This window comes from Actinokineospora sp. NBRC 105648, assembly GCF_030269645.1.
Taxonomy (GTDB): domain Bacteria; phylum Actinomycetota; class Actinomycetes; order Mycobacteriales; family Pseudonocardiaceae; genus Actinokineospora.
Map to the genome: position 1 here is coordinate 103549 of NZ_BSTR01000006.1, position 19089 is coordinate 122637.

The 19089-nt window shown below is 71.6% G+C and carries 13 protein-coding genes and 2 pseudogenes; 12 read left to right on the forward strand and 3 right to left on the reverse strand.

The features are described from left to right. Nucleotides 1-51: 51 nt before the first annotated feature. Nucleotides 52-306, reverse strand: coding sequence for a VOC family protein (locus tag QSK30_RS08120; protein ID WP_285500920.1), 255 nt, complete (start codon nucleotides 304-306; stop codon nucleotides 52-54). A 4-nt stretch (nucleotides 307-310) separates the two neighbouring features. Here QSK30_RS08120 and QSK30_RS08125 point away from each other — a divergent pair, with 4 nt between their 5' ends. The 9 genes and pseudogenes from QSK30_RS08125 (at nucleotide 311) to QSK30_RS08160 (ending at nucleotide 8119) form a co-directional block, all read left to right on the forward strand. Continuing rightward, nucleotides 311-2032, forward strand: a complete 1722-nt coding sequence (locus tag QSK30_RS08125) for a COG1470 family protein (RefSeq protein ID WP_285500921.1) — start codon at nucleotides 311-313, stop codon at nucleotides 2030-2032. Between the two features lie 273 nt (nucleotides 2033-2305). Next, a pseudogene (locus tag QSK30_RS36810) lies at nucleotides 2306-2587 on the forward strand (carbohydrate-binding protein); the annotation flags it as partial. 201 nt (nucleotides 2588-2788) lie between these two features. Continuing rightward, nucleotides 2789-3745 (forward strand): annotated as a pseudogene (locus tag QSK30_RS08130) (chitinase); the annotation flags it as partial. A 181-nt stretch (nucleotides 3746-3926) separates the two neighbouring features. Further along, nucleotides 3927-4622, forward strand: a complete 696-nt coding sequence (locus QSK30_RS08135) for a VanZ family protein (RefSeq protein ID WP_285500923.1) — start codon at nucleotides 3927-3929, stop codon at nucleotides 4620-4622. Between the two features lie 312 nt (nucleotides 4623-4934). After that, a complete protein-coding gene (locus QSK30_RS08140) occupies nucleotides 4935-5840 on the forward strand; it encodes a LysR family transcriptional regulator (protein WP_285500924.1) in 906 nt (301 codons plus the stop codon). Nucleotides 5841-5886: 46 nt separating this feature from the next. Next, complete coding sequence (locus QSK30_RS08145; protein ID WP_285500926.1) at nucleotides 5887-6207, forward strand: Lrp/AsnC family transcriptional regulator; 321 nt, start codon at nucleotides 5887-5889, stop codon at nucleotides 6205-6207. Further along, nucleotides 6204-6764 (forward strand): alpha-hydroxy-acid oxidizing protein, encoded by a 561-nt coding sequence (locus QSK30_RS08150; RefSeq protein ID WP_285500928.1) that lies wholly within the window; start codon nucleotides 6204-6206, stop codon nucleotides 6762-6764. Before QSK30_RS08145 ends, QSK30_RS08150 begins: the two co-directional genes overlap by 4 nt. Then, nucleotides 6730-7029, forward strand: a complete 300-nt coding sequence (locus tag QSK30_RS08155; RefSeq protein ID WP_285500929.1) for an alpha-hydroxy-acid oxidizing protein — start codon at nucleotides 6730-6732, stop codon at nucleotides 7027-7029. The genes QSK30_RS08150 and QSK30_RS08155 overlap by 35 nt, the downstream gene beginning before the upstream one ends. A 163-nt stretch (nucleotides 7030-7192) precedes the next feature. After that, on the forward strand, nucleotides 7193-8119 hold the full coding sequence (locus tag QSK30_RS08160) for an XRE family transcriptional regulator (RefSeq protein ID WP_285500930.1): 927 nt from the start codon (nucleotides 7193-7195) through the stop codon (nucleotides 8117-8119). Nucleotides 8120-8165: 46 nt separating this feature from the next. Here the strand turns inward: QSK30_RS08160 and QSK30_RS08165 are convergent, their stop codons facing one another. Both QSK30_RS08165 and QSK30_RS08170 read right to left on the reverse strand, forming a co-directional pair. Further along, a complete protein-coding gene (locus QSK30_RS08165) occupies nucleotides 8166-11465 on the reverse strand; it encodes a trypsin-like serine protease (protein WP_285500932.1) in 3300 nt (1099 codons plus the stop codon). Between the two features lie 227 nt (nucleotides 11466-11692). Beyond that, nucleotides 11693-11980, reverse strand: coding sequence for a putative quinol monooxygenase (locus QSK30_RS08170; protein ID WP_285500934.1), 288 nt, complete (start codon nucleotides 11978-11980; stop codon nucleotides 11693-11695). A 389-nt stretch (nucleotides 11981-12369) separates the two neighbouring features. On the opposite strand from QSK30_RS08170, the gene QSK30_RS08175 reads away from it, so the two are divergent. The 3 genes from QSK30_RS08175 to QSK30_RS08185 are packed head-to-tail and all read left to right on the forward strand — an operon-like array spanning nucleotide 12370 to nucleotide 18757. After that, nucleotides 12370-13791: an FAD-dependent oxidoreductase gene (locus tag QSK30_RS08175; RefSeq protein ID WP_285500936.1), complete on the forward strand. Its 1422-nt coding sequence runs from the start codon at nucleotides 12370-12372 to the stop codon at nucleotides 13789-13791. After that, nucleotides 13788-14468: a DUF6875 domain-containing protein gene (locus QSK30_RS08180; RefSeq protein WP_285500938.1), complete on the forward strand. Its 681-nt coding sequence runs from the start codon at nucleotides 13788-13790 to the stop codon at nucleotides 14466-14468. The genes QSK30_RS08175 and QSK30_RS08180 overlap by 4 nt, the downstream gene beginning before the upstream one ends. Then, the gene (locus QSK30_RS08185; RefSeq protein ID WP_285500940.1) at nucleotides 14465-18757 is read left to right on the forward strand and encodes a non-ribosomal peptide synthetase; all 4293 of its coding nucleotides are present in this window, start codon (nucleotides 14465-14467) and stop codon (nucleotides 18755-18757) included. The genes QSK30_RS08180 and QSK30_RS08185 overlap by 4 nt, the downstream gene beginning before the upstream one ends. Nucleotides 18758-19089 lie beyond the last annotated feature (332 nt).

The following is a 19089-nucleotide window of genomic DNA, read 5'->3' on the forward strand; positions in this document are numbered from 1 at the left end:
AGGCGAGGAAAGCGGGGGGTGGCCGAATACCGGCCACCCCCCGCTTTCCCGTCAGCGGGCGAACCTGGCGATGGCGGCTGGGGTGAAGAGGTTGACCAGGTTGCCGTCGGGGTCGCGGAACAGGAGGGAGCGGTTGCCCCAGGGCATCGTGCTGGGCCCGGTCAGGTGATCGGCCACGGCACCGCGCAGGTCCTGGTGTGCGCTGTCCACGTCGTCCACCAGGAACTCGATGATCACACTCCGGTTCTCGGCGGGGCGCGCGGCACCGGGGGTGAAGACGCCGACGGTCCTGGTGCTCGCGATCACGAGGGTGGTCGAGGTGGTCCTGTGGGTCGACGGGACCGCCGAGCAGATCGACCAGCGGCTCCCCGCGTCCGTCGCCACCGTGGCGCAGCCACCGGGCGGGTGGTCCCGCGTGGAACCTCGCGCCGACCGGCTCGGCTGTGCGGCGGCGACTCCGGACGAGGTGGGTGTCGCGGTCAGCCCTTTCCCGTCTGTCGCGTGGCTGAAGGTTGAAACGCACGCCACCGGTTGCGACCGCTCGTCCATCCAGGCGGAAGATGTCCACTATTTGTCCATTGCCGCGGTGAATCTGACCCGTCGTTGGAGGTGTCTGGTGCGCGAGACCAGTGTTATTGTGCGGTGCGCTGCCGAGGGTGATCGGAGGGTGTTGTTGTCGGGCAACGTGCACAACGAGCACTCGGGTGACGCCCACGTGGTACTCCAGGTCGGCAGCATTCAGGGAGGGGTGACATTTACCCTCGCCCAAAACCGTGACATCGAATTATCGCTTCGGCACAAGAGGCGGGAGGCCCGTCTTGTGCCGGGCGTGCGAGAGACATTTTACCTTACCGTCACCAACACGTCGCAGCGTGCCCGCAGTCTCGATTTCGCGGTTCGCGGTGCCGTCGGGCTCGAGTGGCAGGTGGCCACTGGTGGTGCGAAGGTCGAGGACTTCCAGGTCGGCGCGGGTGAGAGTGCGCATCTCAGCTTGTTGGTGCTGTGCAAGCCCACCGAGCCTGTCGCGGGCAGTGGTGAGCTGGCGGTCGTCGCGACGGACAAGGAGTTGGGGAACGAGGAGTGGTGGGCGAGCGATGTCCGGCGCTTTCTCATCGAGGAGAAGCCCGGGATAGCCCTCGTCTTGCTCCCGCCGGAGCGGAAAGTGACGAACTCGGGTCTCTATCGGATGCGTGTTCGCGTCGAGAACCTGGGAAACTCCGAGTTGTGCGGGATTCTGCGAACATCGCCGGACCGCGATGGGTTCGAGCATCCGGATTGGCTTGATTCCAGGCTGGTCAACTTCATCGGCGAGGCCCGGTTTCATCTGATTCCAGGGCAAGGTGGCGTGGTCGCGCTGGATCTCGAGGTGTTGCTACCCCACTGGGGGATGGCGGACAAAGTCTGGCACGTTCCCTTTTTTGCCGATCTGTCGAGTGGTGTTGTGGAGGCGACTACTGTCCACAACACACTCGAACAAGTGGGGATTTGGCGTGAGATTCCCGTGCTGCTGCGTCGCGCCCGCGCGTGGTCGGGTGTCAAGCGGGAACGGCGACGCGGCGTGGTGCTGTTGTGGGGGCTGCTGCTGTTCCTGGCCGGTGTCTTCGGCTCAGGTGTCTTCGGCGCGCCGAAGGAACCGCTTGCCCAAGCACCCCGCGAGACGGTAGCGGCGGAACCCGGTCGTCCCCAGGGGCTCACCTACGCGCCTCGCATGGAGTCCTGTGAGCCGGGCACGGTGTTGCTGGTCCTCGAATCGCTCACCGCGGAGGACCTGCGGCTGCACGGTCAGACCATCCTCGACTACGACGCCATGGTGCTCGACCGCCGAGCGGCGGCTGTGCCCGCGCTTCGGCCGTACCGGGTGCAGTTGAGCAGGCGTCAAGACCTTTGTCAGGTGACCCAGCAGAAGGCCGGGCCCGCCGAGTTCACCGACCTCGTCTCGATCGGGCCGGTGCCCGCGGCGGATGGTCTCCAGCTCTGCTCGGACCTCGGGCGGAGCTACCCGACGTCGTGTATTCCCGTCGCCGTGGCGTGACGGGGGCGCCACCGGCCGGCTGCGGTTGAGCGCGGCGCCCGGTCGGGGGGCCGTCCTCTCGCGCGCCCGGTCCGGCTCGTCCGCGGGACCCGGGTACCCGGGTCTCTCGACGGTCGACAGAATTGCCGTCAATTCTGGGAATGTCCGTGAATTGCGGGTAATTCCGGGCAATGACCTGGGTGACGTCGCCTTCCACCGCGAGCTCTTCTAGATCGAGATTGGCGCGAACGGGCAAGTATGGACACGGGCTGAGCCCTTTATGATAATTACGGTATGTGGAACATTTCTTTACCATCGAGATTTTCGAGGTCCAAGAGATTGGCGGCCGCGGTCGCCGCCGGTATTGCCGTTTCCGTGGCGACGACGATCGTGGTCGCGGGCAACGGGCAGGCCTCACCGCACTCCGCCGCCGCGCTCGCGCCCTGTACCGCCCCCGCCTGGGCCGAGGGCACCACCTACAACGCCGGCACCGAGGTGACGTACCTGGGCAGGCTCTACAGCGCCAAGGTCACGCACACCGCGTGGCCGGGGGCTGGGTGGAACCCGGTCGCGGGGCGGTCGCTCTGGACGGACCTGCGCGCGTGTGACGGCAACCCGCCCACGACGACCACCACCCGGCCGACCACGACGACGACCACGACCACCACCCCGCCGACGACCACCACGACCCGGCCGACGACGACCACGACTTCACCGACGACCACCACGACCACCACGCCCCCGACGACGACCACCACGACGACCGAGCCCGGTGGTGACACCTGCGCGGTCAAGTCGAAGCCCGCCGGGAAGGTCCTCGTCGGCTACTGGGAGAACTGGGACGGCGCTGTCAACGGGGTGCACCCGCCGTTCGGGTGGACGCCGGTGGCCAACCCGGCGATCCGGCAGCACGGCTACAACGTGCTCAACGCCGCGTTCCCGGTGATCCGCTCCGACGGCACCGCGCTGTGGGAAGACGGCATGGACAGCAACGTCAAGGTCGCCACGCCCGCGGAGATGTGCCAGGCCAAGGCCGCGGGCCAGACGATCCTGATGTCCATCGGCGGCGCGGCGGCGGGTATCGACCTGAACTCCGCCACGGTCGCCGACAAGTTCGTCGCCACCATCGTGCCGATCCTGAAGAAGTACAACTTCGACGGCATCGACATCGACATCGAGACCGGTCTCTCCGGCGCGGGCAACATCAACCAGCTCTCCGCCTCGCAGACCAACCTCATCCGCATCATCGACGGCGTGCTGGCCCAGATGCCGTCGAACTTCGGGCTGACCATGGCCCCGGAGACCGCCTACGTCACCGGCGGCAGCGTCACCTACGGCTCGATCTGGGGCGCCTACCTGCCGATCGTCAAGAAGTACGCGGACAACGGCAAGCTCTGGTGGCTGAACATGCAGTACTACAACGGCAGCATGTACGGCTGCAGCGGCGACTCCTACCAGGCGGCGACCGTGCAGGGCTTCGTCAAGCAGACCGAGTGCCTCAACCAGGGCCTGGTCATCCAGGGCACCACGATCCGGGTGCCCTACGACAAGCAGGTCCCCGGGCTGCCCGCGCAGCCGGGCGCCGGTGGCGGCTACATGTCACCCGCGCTGGTCTCCCAGGCGTGGAACAGCTTCGGGGGCAACCTCAAGGGGCTGATGACCTGGTCGCTCAACTGGGACGGTTCGAAGAGTTGGAGCTTCGGCGACAACGTCAAGTCGTTGCAGGGCCGGTAATCCGGGACACGACAACCCGGGTGCACGGCGATGTGAACGCCAAGGGCCCGTCCGGCCCGAACACGAGGGGCCGGACGGGCCCTTTCCCGTGCCCGTCCCGAGGACGCCGGGACCGCGGGTATCGCCGGCGTATCCAAAACTGGATACGCCACCGCAACAGCCCATCGGTTCCAATGGGGGCATGAACCACGGCCCACCCCCGTCGGCACCGCCCCGCGCGCGCACGGTCGTGCTCGTCGTCCTGGCGGTCCTCGTCCTGGCGGGCGCGGTGTTCGCCCTGCGGCGGCCGCTGCTGATGGCCGCTCCGGCGTGCCTGGCCGGGCGGTGGCACGGCTGCCTCAGCACGGAGAACGGCGTGCTGCTCATGATGCTGGTCGGCCTGCCGTTGGCCGTGCTGGTGGCGTGGGCGCTGGCGCTGCGCAGGCGGGCCGCCGGTGTCGCCCGGGCGTGGCGGACGTCGCTGGCCGAGGTGGGCCTGGTCTACGGGACGGTGCCGTGGGTGTGGCTGACCTTGATGCCGGGCTCGGGCGCGGGCGTCGTCCCCGGCAGGCTGAGCCTGGTCCCGCTGCGCGACCTGGTCACGATGGGACCGATCGGGATCGTCGGCAACCTCCTGGTCCTCGCGGCGCTGGGGTTCTTCGCCCCGATGCGGTTCGCCGCGCTGGCGTCCGTGCCGCGGATCTTGGCGCTCGGCGCCTGCTGCTCGATCCTGATCGAGACGGCGCAGTACGTCTTCCAGCTGGACCGGGTGTCGTCAGTGGACGACGTCCTGGTCAACGCGACCGGCGCCGTACTGGCCGGGCTGGCGTCGCGCCGCTGGTGGCGCACCCCGGCGGAGGTGCGACCGGAGCGGCCCCATCCCGTGCCCGCGCACTGAGCGGCGGCCGGGGTGGTCAGCCTTGGCTGGGTGGGGTGAACGGGCCAGCCGGGAGGCTCATCTGGCGCAGGACTCGGCGAGGTTGTAGCAGTCGTCGGCCGAGGTGATCTGGTTGTGCCGCGGGGTGAAGATCGAGGTGGCCTCGACCGAGAGGGAGCGGCCCGCCGGGTTGTCGGGCGGGGCGACTCATCGCGTCTGGCACAAACGCGCCCCCGAGTCTGACGGCGATAGGCATGTCCGGCAATGCAAAGACCGGCATACAATCATCCCGCTCAGCGCAAAGATCCCGGGTGACCTGGCCGTGGAGGGGACGTGGACCTCAACCTGCTCGCCGCGCTCGACGCGCTGTTGCAAGAGTCCAGCGTGACCGGTGCGGCCGACCGGCTCGGTACCTCGCCCGCCGCGATGAGCCGCAAGTTGGCGAGTCTGCGTCGGATCGTGGGCGACCAGCTGCTCGTGCGCTCGGGCCAGCGGATGGTGCCGACCGTCCGCGCGCTCGAACTCCGCACAGAGGTGCGCGCGCTCATCGAGCGGACCGAGGTGGTGCTGACCTCCTCCGGGGAGTTCGACGTCGCGGGACTGCGCCGGACGTTCACCGTCCAGGTCGGGGACCTGCTGCTGGCCGGCCTGGCCACGTCTTTGGTCGGCCGAGTGCGGGCCCTGGCGCCGGGTGTGGGTGTGGTGTTCGCGCCCGAGTCGCTCGAGGGCACCCCCGCGCTGCGCCAGGGGCTCGTCGACGTCGAGGTGGGCGTGCTCGGGCACCTCGACCCGGAGACCCGCGCCGAGCGGTTGACCACCGTGCCGCTGCTCGCCGCGGCCCGGGCGGACCACCCGCTGTTCGACGGTCCGATCGACGCGCGCCGGTTCGCCGCGGCGGAGCACGTCGGCATCTCGCGCACCGGCAAGCGCCACGGTCCGATCGACGCGGCGTTGGAGCGGGAGGGGTTGCGGCGCGATGTCGTCGTCGTGGTGCCCGGGCACACTGCCGCGATGGTGTTGGCGCGCAACACCGACCTGGTGTGCCTGACCACCGCGACCGGTGACCTGGCGGACGCCGCCGCGGCGCTGGGGCTGCGCACGTTCCCGATCCCGTTGGACCTGCCGCCCGTCGAGATCGGGATGGCCTGGCACCCCAGGCACGACACCGACTCCGCCCACCGGTGGTTCCGCGACCACATCAGGGCGACGGTCACCGCCGCGGTCCGCCGACCCGGATGACTGGGCCAATGGCTCACTAGAACCTCGCCAGACTGGACCGGTCCCGGTGCGCGCGTTCATCCGCCTCGACGTCGACACCGCTGACCTGGACGCCATGTTCGCCGGGCTCGAGGAGATCCCCGAGGTCTTGCGGGCGTGGACCTCGACCGGTCAGGGCGACGTGCTGTGCGAGGTCGCCACGCGGGACAACGAGCGGGTCGAGTCGCTCGTCCACAGGCTGGTGGCGCTGCCCGGCGTCACGCGAACCCGCACCGAGATCGCGTTGCGGCAGCAGCTCGCGCCCCGGGTACTGCCGCTGCTGGACCTCGTCGACGCAGAGGACATCGACGCAGAAGACACGCCCACCGACCCGGCGGCACGGCGGTGACCGGCGGGTGGCCGCGGCGCGACCGGGACACCTCGACGACCGTGCTCGGGCAGCGGCTCGCGGTGCCGGTCATGGTGTCGCCCATGGTGTCGCCCATGGGTTTGCTCGGCTTGTTCCACCCGGCCGGTGACGTCGCGGTCGCCCGCGCGGCGAAGGCTGCGGGGCACGGTGTTCGTGCACAGCGCCTGGTCTTCCTCCCCGCTGTGGAGGTCGCCGCCGCCGCGCCGGGCGCGGTGTGGTCGCAGGTGGCGTGTGGACCGACCGCGAACTCACCGCGCGGCGCCTGCGCGCGGCCACCCCGACCGCGGTGGTTGTGGGACATGTGGCGGTCCGGGGGCGTGTCCTTCGGCGACGTCACCGACGGCGGGCGGCGGATGTCGGTCCGGCGGATGGGCGAGTTCATGGGCGCCACCGACGACCCGGCGTCGACCTGGGCCGACGTCGCCGTCCCGCGTGACCAGTCGCCGGGCCACCCGGGCGCTGCCGGAGGTCGCGGGGCAACTCGCGGGCAGTGGACTCGACGTGCTGGTGGACGGCGGGATCCGGCGCGGTGGTGACGTGCTGAAATTGCTCGCGCCCGGCGCGCGCGGCAGGCCCGCCGCTTATGGGCTCGCCGCCGGACAACCCGGCGTCGAAAAGGGTTTCACCATTCTGCGCGACGAGTTGCACCGCCATGGGCAGCACCGGAACCGCGTCGATCGACGCGGCTGGACCGGCGGTGCTCGACCCGGCTCGCACACCGGCCGGGCACCGCCAATACACCGAATACCGGTAGCCACGTTGGGTGAGCGGCCGGTCCGCCCGGCACCCGATTTGCGGTGACCTATCCGATATTCAATTCGCCCGAACCGAATTATCGGCCCACAAGGGATTCGATTTCGCGTGACGCACGATGACCGGTGCCCGCCACCGGGAAATGGGGGCTGGACCGATATCGCGTGAGCGGCGATAGTGGTCGAATCGCTGACCGGGACAGGAGGGCGAGATGTCGGGTGGTGTGGACCTGTCGACGCGCCTGCCCGCCGACCGGGAACTGCGCAGGCTGCTGCGGCACGGGACGTTCGCCGAGGTGCTCGACCACGCGCTGAACGTGCGCCGGTTGAGCCTGGAGCGGGTCCAGCACCACCTCGCCGAGCAGGGGGTGCGGGTGAGTCGGGCGGCGCTGAGCTACTGGCGGCACGGGCGCAGCAGACCGGAGCGGGCCGAGTCGCTGCGGGCGGTGCAGGCGCTGGAGAAGGTGCTCGACCTGCCGCAGGCCTCGCTGGTGTCGCTGCTGGGCCCGCAGCGCCCCCGGGTCCGGGCCGAGCGGGTGCCCGCGGCGGTGGACCGGCGGCGGATGTGGCCCGCGCACGGCCCGCTGCTGGCCGCCCTCGACGCGCCGCCGGACGGGCAGCTGCGGCGGCTGTCGGTGCACGAGCACGTGCTGGTCGCCGACCGGATGCTCGCCCGGGTGCGCACCAGGCTGGTGCTGGAGGCCACCGAGGACCACGTCGACCGCTGCCTGGTGTACCTGTGGAACGAGGACTCGGTGCCGCGGCTGGCCGAGACGCGGTACTGCCGGGCCGGCCGGACCCGGCGCAACGACGACGCGGGCGCCGTGGTCACCGAGCTGATGCTTGACCAGCGGCTCGACGCGGGGGAGCGGACGGTCGTGGAGTACACCTGGCTGTTCGCGGCGGGCGACCCGCTGACCTTCTACCACCGCAGGCTCACCCGGCCGTTGCGCGAGCTGGTGTTGCAGGTGCAGTGCACCGGCGACGTGCCCGCGGGCTGCGTGCCCTACCGGCAGGCGACCGCCGACAGCCCGAAGCGGTTCGGGAGTCCACTGTGGATCGGCGCGTCCGGGGCCGCGCACCTGGTGCTCGACGACGTGGCCCCCAGCGTGGTCGGGCTCTGCTGGGAATGGGACTGACCGACCGCGACCGGGCGCGGTCGCAGTCGGTCAGTCCCGTCCGGGTCTAGTACACGAACCAGCTGAACTGGACCCGGCCCGTGGCGCCCGCCGAGTCGGTGGCGGTCACCGTGATGGTGTAGGTCCGCGCGGTGCCGGTCGGCGTACCGCTGATCACGCCGGTACTGGCGTTGATCGACAGACCCGGCGGCAGGCCGGTCGCCGACCACCGGTACGAACCGGTGCCGCCACTGGCCTGCAGCGGCAGGTTCACCCGGGTGCCGTGCTGGGTGAACTGGAAGCCGGGGTCCCGCACGGTCAGCTTGCCCGGCGTGCCCGACTGGACGGTCAGCGTGAACGTCGTGTCGTGCGCCGCCGTCGCGCCCTTACCGGTGATCTTCACCGGGTAGCTGCCCGCCGGGGTGGACGCGCTGGTGCTGACGGTGATCTTCGACGAGCCGCCCGCGTCGACCGAGGTCGGGTCGAACGACGCCGTGGCGCCGCTGGGCAGACCGCTCGCGCTCAGCGCGATGGCACCGCTGGGCGGCGGCGTGCTGCCGGGCAGGTGCGCCTTGATCTCGTCGGCGTAGGTGGTGACCCGGGCGTACACGCCGTAGGTGTTGCACTGGGTCGCGTCCCACGAGAAGACCCCGATCACCTGGTTGTTGACCAGGAACGGGCTGCCGCTGTCGCCGGTGCAGACGCCCTGGTGGCCGTCGGCGTAGCCCACGCACAGCATCGAGCCGTCGTTCTTCCAGTTGGAGGCCAGAACCGGCTGGTTGGCGCAAGACGTGTCGGTCGCGACCGGCAGTTGCACCGTGCGCAGGACGTCGGAGTACGAGTTGGCGCCGGTCTGGCCCCAGCCGATCCCGGTGCCCATCGTCCCGGCCTTGTTCACGGCCGGGTCGGTCGCGATCGTCGGGTAGGTGATGCCCGAGGGCACCGGGACGTCCCGGTCGAGGGTGAAGACCGCGACGTCGTGGCCGCTCTCCCAGCCGGTGTAGTCCGGGTCGACCCAGGTGTCCTTGATCTCGGCCCGGAAGCCGCTGTCGTTGAGGTTGGTCGCCCCGTAGATGAACCACTTGTTCCCGGACTTCTCCTTGAGGCAGTGCGCCGCGCCGAGCACCGTGTGCGGGCCCATCAGCGCCATGCTGCACGACTGCTGACCCGGGAATACGCTGCCCTCGCGCCGCATCGAGATCATGAACGGGTACTGGTCCACTGTGGTCGGGTTGCCACCGACCACGCCGGGGCTCGCGCCACCGCGCGCTGTGGTCGCCGCCGTCTGCACGGTGGCGGTCGTGGACTGGCCCGCGGTCACTGTCGCCGAACCCGGCGAGACGCTGATCGAGAAGTCGCCCGGCTGGCCGTTCCCGTTGACGGTCAACGAGACAGCGGCGGTGTGCGTGGCGTCGGTCGCCTTGCCGGTGACCGTGACTGTCGCGGTGCCCGGGCTCGCCGACGACGACGCGGCCAGGGTGAGTGTCGCGGAGTTGCCCGCGGTCACCGAGGTCGGGGTGAAGGTCGCCGTCACGCCCGTCGGCAGGCCGCTCGCGGACAGCGCCACGCTCTGCGCGCTGCCCTTGACGACCGCGGTGCTGATGGTCGTGGTGACCGACTTGCCCGGGTCGACGCTGACCGAGGCCGGGCTCGCCGAGAGGGAGAAGTCGTTGCTCGCGGGCGGGGTGGCGCCGTTGATCAGCGGGTCGGCGAGGTTGTCGCCCTGCGGGGAACCCCAGCCGGTGCACAGGTCGTAGCCGGTGCCCGCGTTGTAGGTGCCGTTGCCGCCGGTGGTCACGTCGTGGAAGGTGCTGGCGTACTGCGAGGACTTGGCGATGGCGTACAGCGTCGGGTTGATCCCGCCGAGGTTCGCCTTGCCGCCCGCCTTGGCCTTCTGGTTGACCATCGCGATGTAGCCCGCCCAGAGCGGGGCGGAGAGGCTGGTGCCGCCGACGTCCTGCCAGCCGCCGTTGACGTACACCGACAGCGCCCCGGCGCCGTAGTCGGCGTCGAGCGCGACGTCGGGCACCGAGCGGAACTGGTTGGTGCCGGTCTGCCAGTCGGGGCGGGCGTAGATCGAGGAGTAGCCGCCGCCGGAGCGGGTGTTGCCGGAGCCGCCCTGGTTCCAGCACGACTCGGACTGGTAGGTGCCCGCGCTGTCGGAGGTCTTGAGCTGGGTGCCGCCGACGCCGGTGAACAGCGGGTCGCTCGGCGGGAAGTCGGCCTGGATCGTGGAGTTGTCACCGTTGTAGCCGCAGCCGGTGGCGCCCCAGTCGCCGGAGGCGGAGAGCATCGTGACGCCCTGCGCGGCGAGCTGGGTGTAGGAGTCGTGCGAGGCGGCGATCGGCGCCGATTCGCACTTCTCGCCGTTGAGCCACGAGCCGGACAGGATGGTGATCGCGTTGTCGCTGGCGATCTTGGCCATCTCGTGCACCCAGGCGTCGTCGCTGTTGGGCGCCTCGTAGACGACCTGGGCCGCCTTCGGCGCGGTGGCCGCGACCGCCTCGATGTCGAGGGTCACCTCCAGCTGGTCGCTGCCCGGCGTCGGCTTGCCACCGTCCACCGCGACCACCCTGGGGGTGACGGTCGGCTGGCTGAAGTTCTTGGTCCAGGCGTCGATGTCGGACTGCTTGAACCCGTCGAACTCGATCAGGCCGACGGTCTGGCCCGAGCCGTCGTAGGACGAGGACAGGTTCTTCATGCTGTAGGCGGTGCGGAACTGGGCGGGCGTGTAGCCACCGGCAGGTCCGCCGGGACCGGCCGGACCGCCCGCCCGGTGCGCGAACGGCAGGTCGTTCAGACCGGCCACGGTGCGCACGGTGCCCGCGAGGTCGGCGGGCACCGACGGGGCGCTGTCGTTGGCGAAGAAGTGCGCGCCGTCGGAGCCGGTGTAGCTGCTGATCGAGGTGGCGAACGCGCCGCGCACCTGCTCGGCGCTGCCCGCCGCGCTGATGACCTGCCGGTTCCCGGAGACCTCCGAGACGCTCAACCCGTTGTCCCGCAGGTACTTCACCACTGTGTCCACATCAGACTGTCGTGGCGCGAACAGATCGTTGTACTGCGCTGAGGTCAGGAAGTGGCGGTAGGTGGGGGAGCCCGGGTCGTTGACCGCGGTGACGAACCGGTTGAGACCGGCCTCGTCGTGCGGCCGCAGCGCGACCGCCAGGTCGACCCGGTGGTCACCGGGCAGTGGACCGTCCTTGCGCGCACCGGCGGGCACCGGGGCGCTCTGCCCGGCGAGGGCCACCCGGGGCGCGGCCGGGACCGTCGGCGCCGCGGCCGCGGCGCCGGTCACCGCCATCGCGGCGATGGTGGCGAAGCCGGCCGCCGCGGCGACCACCTTCACTGGGAGCAGGGATCGTGACATGCACTTCCTCCGTGACCGGTGCGGGGCGGACCGGGACGGGCATCCCGATCCGATCTCGAACAAGGGCACGGTAGGTGCGGGGAGTCAGGATTCGGCACGCTGAGTGAACGTTCGGCGCTGTTCAGGTCGTGGCACCGGTTCAGCCGTGTCCACGCAGGTGGGGGGCTTGCCGGTAACCACTGGTTCACAACGGCCCGGGTCGGTAACAACCGGGCGCACCGCTCCGGTCAGGTCAGCGGGCGCACGTCGGCGACGTCGTACTCGGCCACCGAGGCCGACAGGATGGCGGCGCCCTGTTCGTCGCTGGGGCCACTGCCCCGGAACGCCTCGACGTCCGCGCGCGACTCCCACCGCTCGAGGATGACGATCCGGCCGGGGTCCAGCAGGTCCGCGGTGAGGGAGAACTCGAGGCACCCCGGCGCCCGACGACCCTGCTCGACCACGGCGACGCAGTCCGCGAGATAGGACTCCCGCTCCCGCGGGTCGACGACGAGGTACCCCGCGACGATCACCATGTGCTGCTCCTCCGCTGGTCCGACACCTACCGCCGCAGGGTACGACCTCAGACCTCCTCGGCCGCCGCGCCGCACGGGGTGTTCGGCGGTGGACTCCGGGCCGACGACGCCGCTCGCCCCCCGCCTGTCGCGAATGCGGTTCACGACTGTCCGAGCGCATTCCCATTCCCAGTTTCACCGCCGCGGGGTTCGACCGCTGGACGACCACCGACCAGCAGCGCGTCTCCGGCGCCCGGCCGACCGCTCTCGTCCCGGTGCGGAAACGGTGTGCTACGCCGAAAAGACCAGTGCGATTCCATTTTAGGGAGCAATCAATTCGGGCGTCCTTCATGGATACTTCCGGAGAACCGCCCGCACGCGGCGCGTCGCATGGAGGAGAGGGGCGTCAATTGGGTGCGGGGTCCTCGGACGGCTCGGATAGTGCTGTCCACGACGTCTCGGGCGACCGGGACGGCCGAGATATCGCCGTGGTGGGCGCCGGGTTGTCCGGGTGCCTGATGGCGGTGCTGCTCGCCCGGCGCGGGTACCGGGTGCGGGTGTTCGAGCGCAGGCCCGACCCGCGCGTCCGCGGCGGCGACCACGGCCGGTCGATCAACCTGGGGCTGTCCCAGCGGGGGATCACCGCGCTGCGGCACGCCGGACTGCTCGACCAGGTGCTCGCGCACGCCGCGCCGATGCGCGGCCGGGTGGTGCACCTGCCAGACGGGAGCCTCGGCTACCACCCCTACGGCACCAGCGACGACCAGATCCTGCGGTCGGTGCTCCGCCACGACCTGAACGTGATCCTGCTCGACGCCGCCGAGGCCGCGAACGTGGCGCTGCACTTCGGCGCCCGCCTGACCGACCTCGACAAGGGGAGCGACAAGGGCGGCGACAAGGGTGCTGGCGACACCCCGGTGACGCTGCGGTTCGAGGACGGCACGGTGGTCGAGGCGGGCACCGTGATCGGCGCCGACGGCGCGTTCTCCACCGTGCGGGCGCGGATGCAGCGCGGCGAGCCCGCCGACTACCACCAGGAGTTCTTGCCCTGGGGCTACAAGGAACTCGCCATCGCGGCGGGCGCGGTCGGTGACCGGCGCGCGGACCCGGAGGCGCTGCACGTCTGGCCCGCCGACGACGGACTGGTCGTCGCGCACCCGAACGCCGACCGGTCGCTCACCGGGACGATCTTCCTCCCGCTGACCGGCCCGGGCGGCTTCGACGCGCTGCGCACCCCCGAGGCGGTGCGCGCGTTGGTCACCGAGCGCTTCCCGGACCTGACCGGCCTGGTGCCCGACGTCGTGGCGCAGTTCCTCAGCCAACCGACCGGTCACCTGGTGACCGTGCGCACCTCGCAGTGGCACTGGCGCGGCCGCGTGGTGCTGCTCGGCGACGCCTGCCACGCGGTCTACCCGTTCTACGGGCAGGGGATGAACTCCGCGTTCGAGGACTGCGTGACCCTCGACGGCTGCCTCGAGCGCCACCCGGCCGACCACGGCGCCGCTTTCGCCGCGTACCAGGCGATCCGCAAGGTGGACACCGACGTGCTGGCGGACCTGTCCGCGGCCAACTTCGTCGAGCTGCGCGACCGGTTGTCCTCACCGCTGTTCCTGGCCCGCAAGAGGGCCGACCTCGCGCTCAACCGCCTGCTCGGCCGCCGGTGGGTGCCGCTCTACACGATGATCGCGCACACCACGACGCCCTACGCCGAGGCCCTGCGGCGCTCCCGCAGGCAGAACACGACTCTCGGCTGGCTCGCGGGCGCCACCGCCACCGCCGCGGCCGCCGCGGGGACCTTGCTGGTTCGCCACCTGTCGCGTCAGGGGAAATGATGCTCACCAACGCCAACGACCCCGACAGACTCCTGCTCGAGGTCGACGACATCGAGGACGACCTCCTCCCGTCCGCCCTCGCGCCCTACCGGGCGCAGCTGCGCACCATCCTGGACTGGGCCCGGCAGTACCTCGCCCGGCCGCACGAGAGCCTGGGCAGGCGGGGGAGCGTGTGCCCGTTCGTCCAGTCCTCTTTGGACCGGGGCCGGTTCTACCTGGCCGTCTACCCCGGCCACCCGGCCGATCCCCGGGCGGTCGCCGAGGCGGTGCTGCCCTACCGGGACTGGTTCCTCGAGCTGGCGCCGAACCCGTCCGGCACGGCCCAGCTCACCACCATCCTGGTGCTCTTCCCCGACCTGCCCGCCCAGGACGTCGACCGGATGATCGACGGCTCGCAGGAGGCCCTCAAGACCGACTACGTGGACCGGGGCCTGATGATCGGCGAGTTCCACGACGGCCCGCCGGACAAGGCCGGGCTGTGGAACCCGGACTTCCGGCCGCTGCGCAGCCCGGTGCCGCTGCTGGCGATCCGGCACATGGTGCCGACCGACTTCGCCTTCCTCGCCGGCAACCGCGACCACGCGTCGGCCTACCTGCGCCGGTTCGCCGGTGAGCTGCCCGCGTTCGTCCGCGAGGCGATGGTGCGCGCCCTCGTCCGCGAACAGGTGGCCCTGTGACCCCGCCCGGCGCCGATCCCGGTTCCGGTGTGGTCGCCCCGCAGTCCTTCGCCCAGCGGCGGATGTGGTTCCTCGACGCGCTCTACCCGGACTCGGCGCTCTACAACGTCCCGGTCTCGGTCCGGGTGCGCGGCCCGCTCGACCTGACCGCGGTGCGCGGCGCGGTCGAGGTGCTGGTGGCCAGGCACGACGCGTTGCGCACGGTGTTCGCCGACCACGACGGCGAACCGGTGCAGATCGTGCGACCCGCCGGCGCGGCGGGCGTGACCCCGGTGGACGTGGTGGCGGTGGCCGACCCGGCCGACATCGAGCGGCTGACGCTCGCCGAGGCCCGCCGCCCGTTCGACCTCTCGGCGGGCCCGCTGCTGCGCGTCCTGGTGCTGCGGCTCGCCGCCGACGACCACCACCTCATGATCACGCTGCACCACATCGTCACCGACGGCTGGTCCCAGGCCGTGCTGTTCGGCGAGCTCGGCGCCGCCTACGCCGCGCTGGTGCGCGGCGAGGTGCCCGCCCTGCCGCCGCTTCCGGTGACCTACGCCGAGTTCACCCGCTGGCAGCGTCAGGAGGCGGAGAGCCCGCTCGGTGAGATGTCCCTGGAGTTCTGGGCGGACGCGCTGCGCGGCGCGCCCGAGCTGCTCGCCCTGCCGACCGACCGGCCGCGGCCCGCCACCCAGTCGTTCGAGGGGGCCGTGCACCGGCGGGTGCTGCCGTCGGCGGCGATCAAGGCCGCGCTGCCCGGGCTGGGCGGCACGATGTACATGGTGCTGCTCGCGGCGTACCAGGCGCTGCTGGCGCGCTACAGCGGTCAGGACGACATCGTGGTGGGCACCGCGGTCACCGGACGGACGCGACCGGAGGACGAGCCGCTGGTCGGCCTGTTCGTCAACACGATCCCGTTGCGCACCTCCCTGGCGGGTGACCCGACCTTCCGCGAGCTGGTGGCGAGGGTGCGGGACGTGGCGCTCGACGGGATGGGCTACGCGGACGTGCCGCTGGAGCGGATCGTCGCCGCGGTCACGCCGTCGCGGGGCCAAGGGCACGCCCCGGTGTTCCAGGCGGGGTTCACCCTGACCAACACCCCACCCGCCCGGCTTGAGCTGGCCGGGACGGTGGTGTCGGAGCCCGAGTTCGTCCACTCCGGCACCGCGAAGATCGACCTGACGGTGGGCGCCCTCGAGGTCGGCGACGAGATCATCGTGGACTTCGAGTACGACGTGGCGCTGTTCGACCCCTCGACCATCGAGCTGTTCGCCGACCGGTTCGCCCGGTTCACCGCCGCCGTGGTCGCCGCGCCGGACACCCGCGTGCGGGACGTCGACCTGACCACCGACGCGGAACGCGCCCTGATCAGTGGCGGGGACTTCTCCCCGGCGCCGCTGGTGCCGGGCCTGATCGCCGCGCGCGCCGCGGTCGCGCCGGACGCCGTCGCGGTGGTCGACGGGGATCGGGTGCTGACCTACGGCGAGTTGGCCCGCCGGGCCAACGCCCTGGCGTGGCGGCTGCGCGAACTCGGTGTCGGCCCGGAAACCATTGTGGCGCTTGGGTTCCCCGCGAGTGTCGAGGCCATCGTGGCCATCACCGGGATCCACGCCGCGGGCGGCGCGTACCTGCCGGTCGACCCCGCGCACCCGGCCGACCGGCTGGCCGCGCTGCTGGCCGACGCGGCCCCCGAGGTGTTGGTGACCAACCGGCCCGAGGCGTTCCCTGGGTTCACCGGGCCGGTGCTCGCGGTGGGCACCGACGAGCGGGAGAAGCCGCCGCCGACCGGGCTCGACCGCGACCACCTCGCGTACGTGATCTACACCTCCGGCTCCACCGGCGCGCCCAAGGGCGTCGCGGTGCAGCACGGCACGCTGGCCAACCTCGCCGCCGCCTTCGCCGCCGCGCACCCGTTCGGCCCCGACGACCGGGTGCTGATGATCCCGCCGCTGACCTTCGACGCCTCCGCGGGCGACGTGTTCCCCGCGCTGATCAGCGGGTCGGCGCTGGTGCTCTGCCACGACCCCGCGGCGCTGTCCGGCGCCGACGTGCTGCGCCTGTGCGCGGACAAGGGCATCACGATGGTCGACACCGCGGCGCCGTTGTGGCGCAAGTGGGTGGACGACCTCGCCGCGACCGGTGTTCCCGGCCCGTCGCCGCTGCGCACGATGATGGTCGGTGGCGACGCCGTCGATGTCGCCGCTGTGCGCGAGTGGACGGCGCTGACCGGTGCGACCCTCGTCAACCACTACGGCCCCACCGAGGGGACCGTGTGCGCCACCCTGCACACCGTGGTCGGCGACGAACCCGGCACCCGGCTGCCGATCGGCAGGCCGCTGCCGCACGTGCGCGCGTACGTCCTCGACGACAACCTGCGGCCGGTCCTGACCGGGTTGCCCGGCGAGCTGTGCCTCGGCGGGGACACCCTCGCCCGCGGCTACCTGGGGCGCGGCGACCTCACCGCCGCGCGGTTCGTCCCGGACCCGTTCGGCCCGCCGGGATCGCGGCTCTACCGCACCGGCGACCTGGCCAGGTGGCGGTCCGACGGGGTGCTGGAGTTCCTCGGCCGGGTCGACCGGCAGGTCAAGATCCGCGGCCACCGGGTCGAGCCCGCCGAGATCGAGGCGGCCTGCCGCGCGCACCCCGAGGTCGCCGACGCGCTCGTCGTCGCGCGCCCCGACGAGCTGGGCGACCAGCGCCTGGTCGCCTACCTCGTCCCGGACCACCCGGCCGACCTGCGCGCGGTGCTGCGCGCGGCGCTGCCGGAGTACCTGGTGCCCGCCGAGTTCGTCGGCCTGGCCCGGTTCCCGGTGACCGGGAGCGGGAAGCTCGACGTCGCCGCGCTGCCGGACCCGGTGCGGCGGCCCAGGTCCGCGGTGCCGCCGCGCTCGGCGACCGCCCGCGTGCTGGCCGCCGAGTGGGCCGCGCTGCTCGGGGTGGACGCCGTCGGCGAGGACGACGACTTCTTCGCGCTGGGCGGGCACTCGCTGCTGGCCGCGCGCATGATCACCCGGGTCCGACTGGCCCTCGGCGTCGACGTCCCGCTGCGCGCGGTGTTCGACGCTTCCTCACTCGGTGAGCTGGCCGCGATCATCGACCGCCAAGCTCCCGCCGCCCACGTCGACCTGCGCGCGGAAACCTTGCTACCTAACGACATCCGACCTGTCACCGCACCGGACGCGGTCGACCGGGCCTGCTCGCCTGCCGCGATCCTGCTAACCGGGGCAACCGGCTTCCTCGGCGGGTACCTGCTCGCCGATGCCTTGGAGCACACGACCGCGCGGGTGTATTGCTTGGCGCGCGCGGACTCGGCGGCCGACGCGTTGGCCAGGATCGAGCGCGGGCTGCGCGGGTACGGGCTCTGGACGCCGTCGGCGGCCGAGCGGATCGTGCCGGTGCCCGGCGACCTGGGCGCGCCCCGGCTCGGCCTCGACGAGGACCGGTTCGACGAGCTGTCCCGCTCGGTCGACCTGATCGTCCACTGCGGCGGGACTGTCCACTTCGCACAATCCTATGCGGAGCTCAAGGCCGCCAACGTGTCCGGCACGATCGAGGTGCTCCGGCTGGCCACCCGGCACGGCGGCGTCCCGGTGCACTTCGTCTCGACGCTCGGGGTGTACCCGCTGCACCTGCCCGGGACGGTCACCGAGGACCAGGCGCCGCAGCAGCCCGAGCAGCTCGACCGGGGCTACGAGCAGACGAAGTGGGTCGCCGACGTGCTGGTCCGCGCCGCCCGGGAAGCCGGTCTGCCGGTCAGCGTCCACCGCCCGGCGCGAGTCACGGGCGACAGCCGCACCGGTGCTAGCTCCGGCGCCGACCTCTTCGCGGGCGAGCTACGCGCGATCACCGCGCTCGGTGCGACCCCCGACCTCGACGTCGCCGAGGACATGGCCCCCGTCGACCACGTGGCCGCGGCGATCGGCTGGCTGACCCGCCAGCCGTCGGCCTACGGCCAGGACTTCCACTTCTACAACGGCCGCACGATCAGCTCGTCCGCGATAGCCGAGACACTGCGCGACTACGGCTACCCGGTACGCGAGGTCCCGTACGCGCAGTGGTACGAGGACTTGCTCACGGCAGCGGCTGCGTCGGGCGACCCGGCACTGTCGGCGATAGCGGCGGCCTCCGGCCCGGTCCCGGACGTCCGCGTCCGGGAGTTCGACTGCACCGCGACCGAGACCCGCCTCGCCACGGGCGGCATCGTCTGCCCACCCGCCGACCCGACGCTACTGCGCGGATACCTGGACCACTTCGTACGGACCGGAACCCTCCCCGCCCCCACCGCGGCGGTGTCGCGTGCACACTGACGAGACCGACGGCCAGACCAGAGAACCCGCGAACCCCGGCCTGGTCTCCGATCCCGGAGCTGTCCACAACCAAGATCATCGAGGCCCCGTCATGTCGGCCCCACCCGGTAGCATGGATATCGGGGGGACGGCGGCCGCCCTCGATCTCGCCGGGCCCCGATCCGCCGCCGCTCATGCGAAGCGCCGCATCCCACCCGACCAGGCACCAGCTCGTGCCCGGTACCCCGCCGAACTCGCCGGGAGCGGCATCGACCACGGGACTGCCGTGTGTGGGCCAAGGCGCGCAGAGGGCGTTGCGCGTGGTTCGGGCGTTCGGGTTCCGCCTGCGGTCG

Excerpts from the sequence above, each read along its gene's own strand:
- QSK30_RS08135 (WP_285500923.1), top strand. The coding sequence starts at position 3,927 with ATGAACCACGGCCCACCCCCGTCGGCACCGCCCCGCGCGCGCACGGTC.
- QSK30_RS08180 (WP_285500938.1), top strand. The coding sequence starts at position 13,788 with ATGATGCTCACCAACGCCAACGACCCCGACAGACTCCTGCTCGAGGTC.
- QSK30_RS08160 (WP_285500930.1), top strand. The coding sequence starts at position 7,193 with ATGTCGGGTGGTGTGGACCTGTCGACGCGCCTGCCCGCCGACCGGGAA.
- QSK30_RS08170 (WP_285500934.1), bottom strand. The coding sequence starts at position 11,980 with ATGGTGATCGTCGCGGGGTACCTCGTCGTCGACCCGCGGGAGCGGGAG.
- QSK30_RS08165 (WP_285500932.1), bottom strand. The coding sequence starts at position 11,465 with ATGTCACGATCCCTGCTCCCAGTGAAGGTGGTCGCCGCGGCGGCCGGC.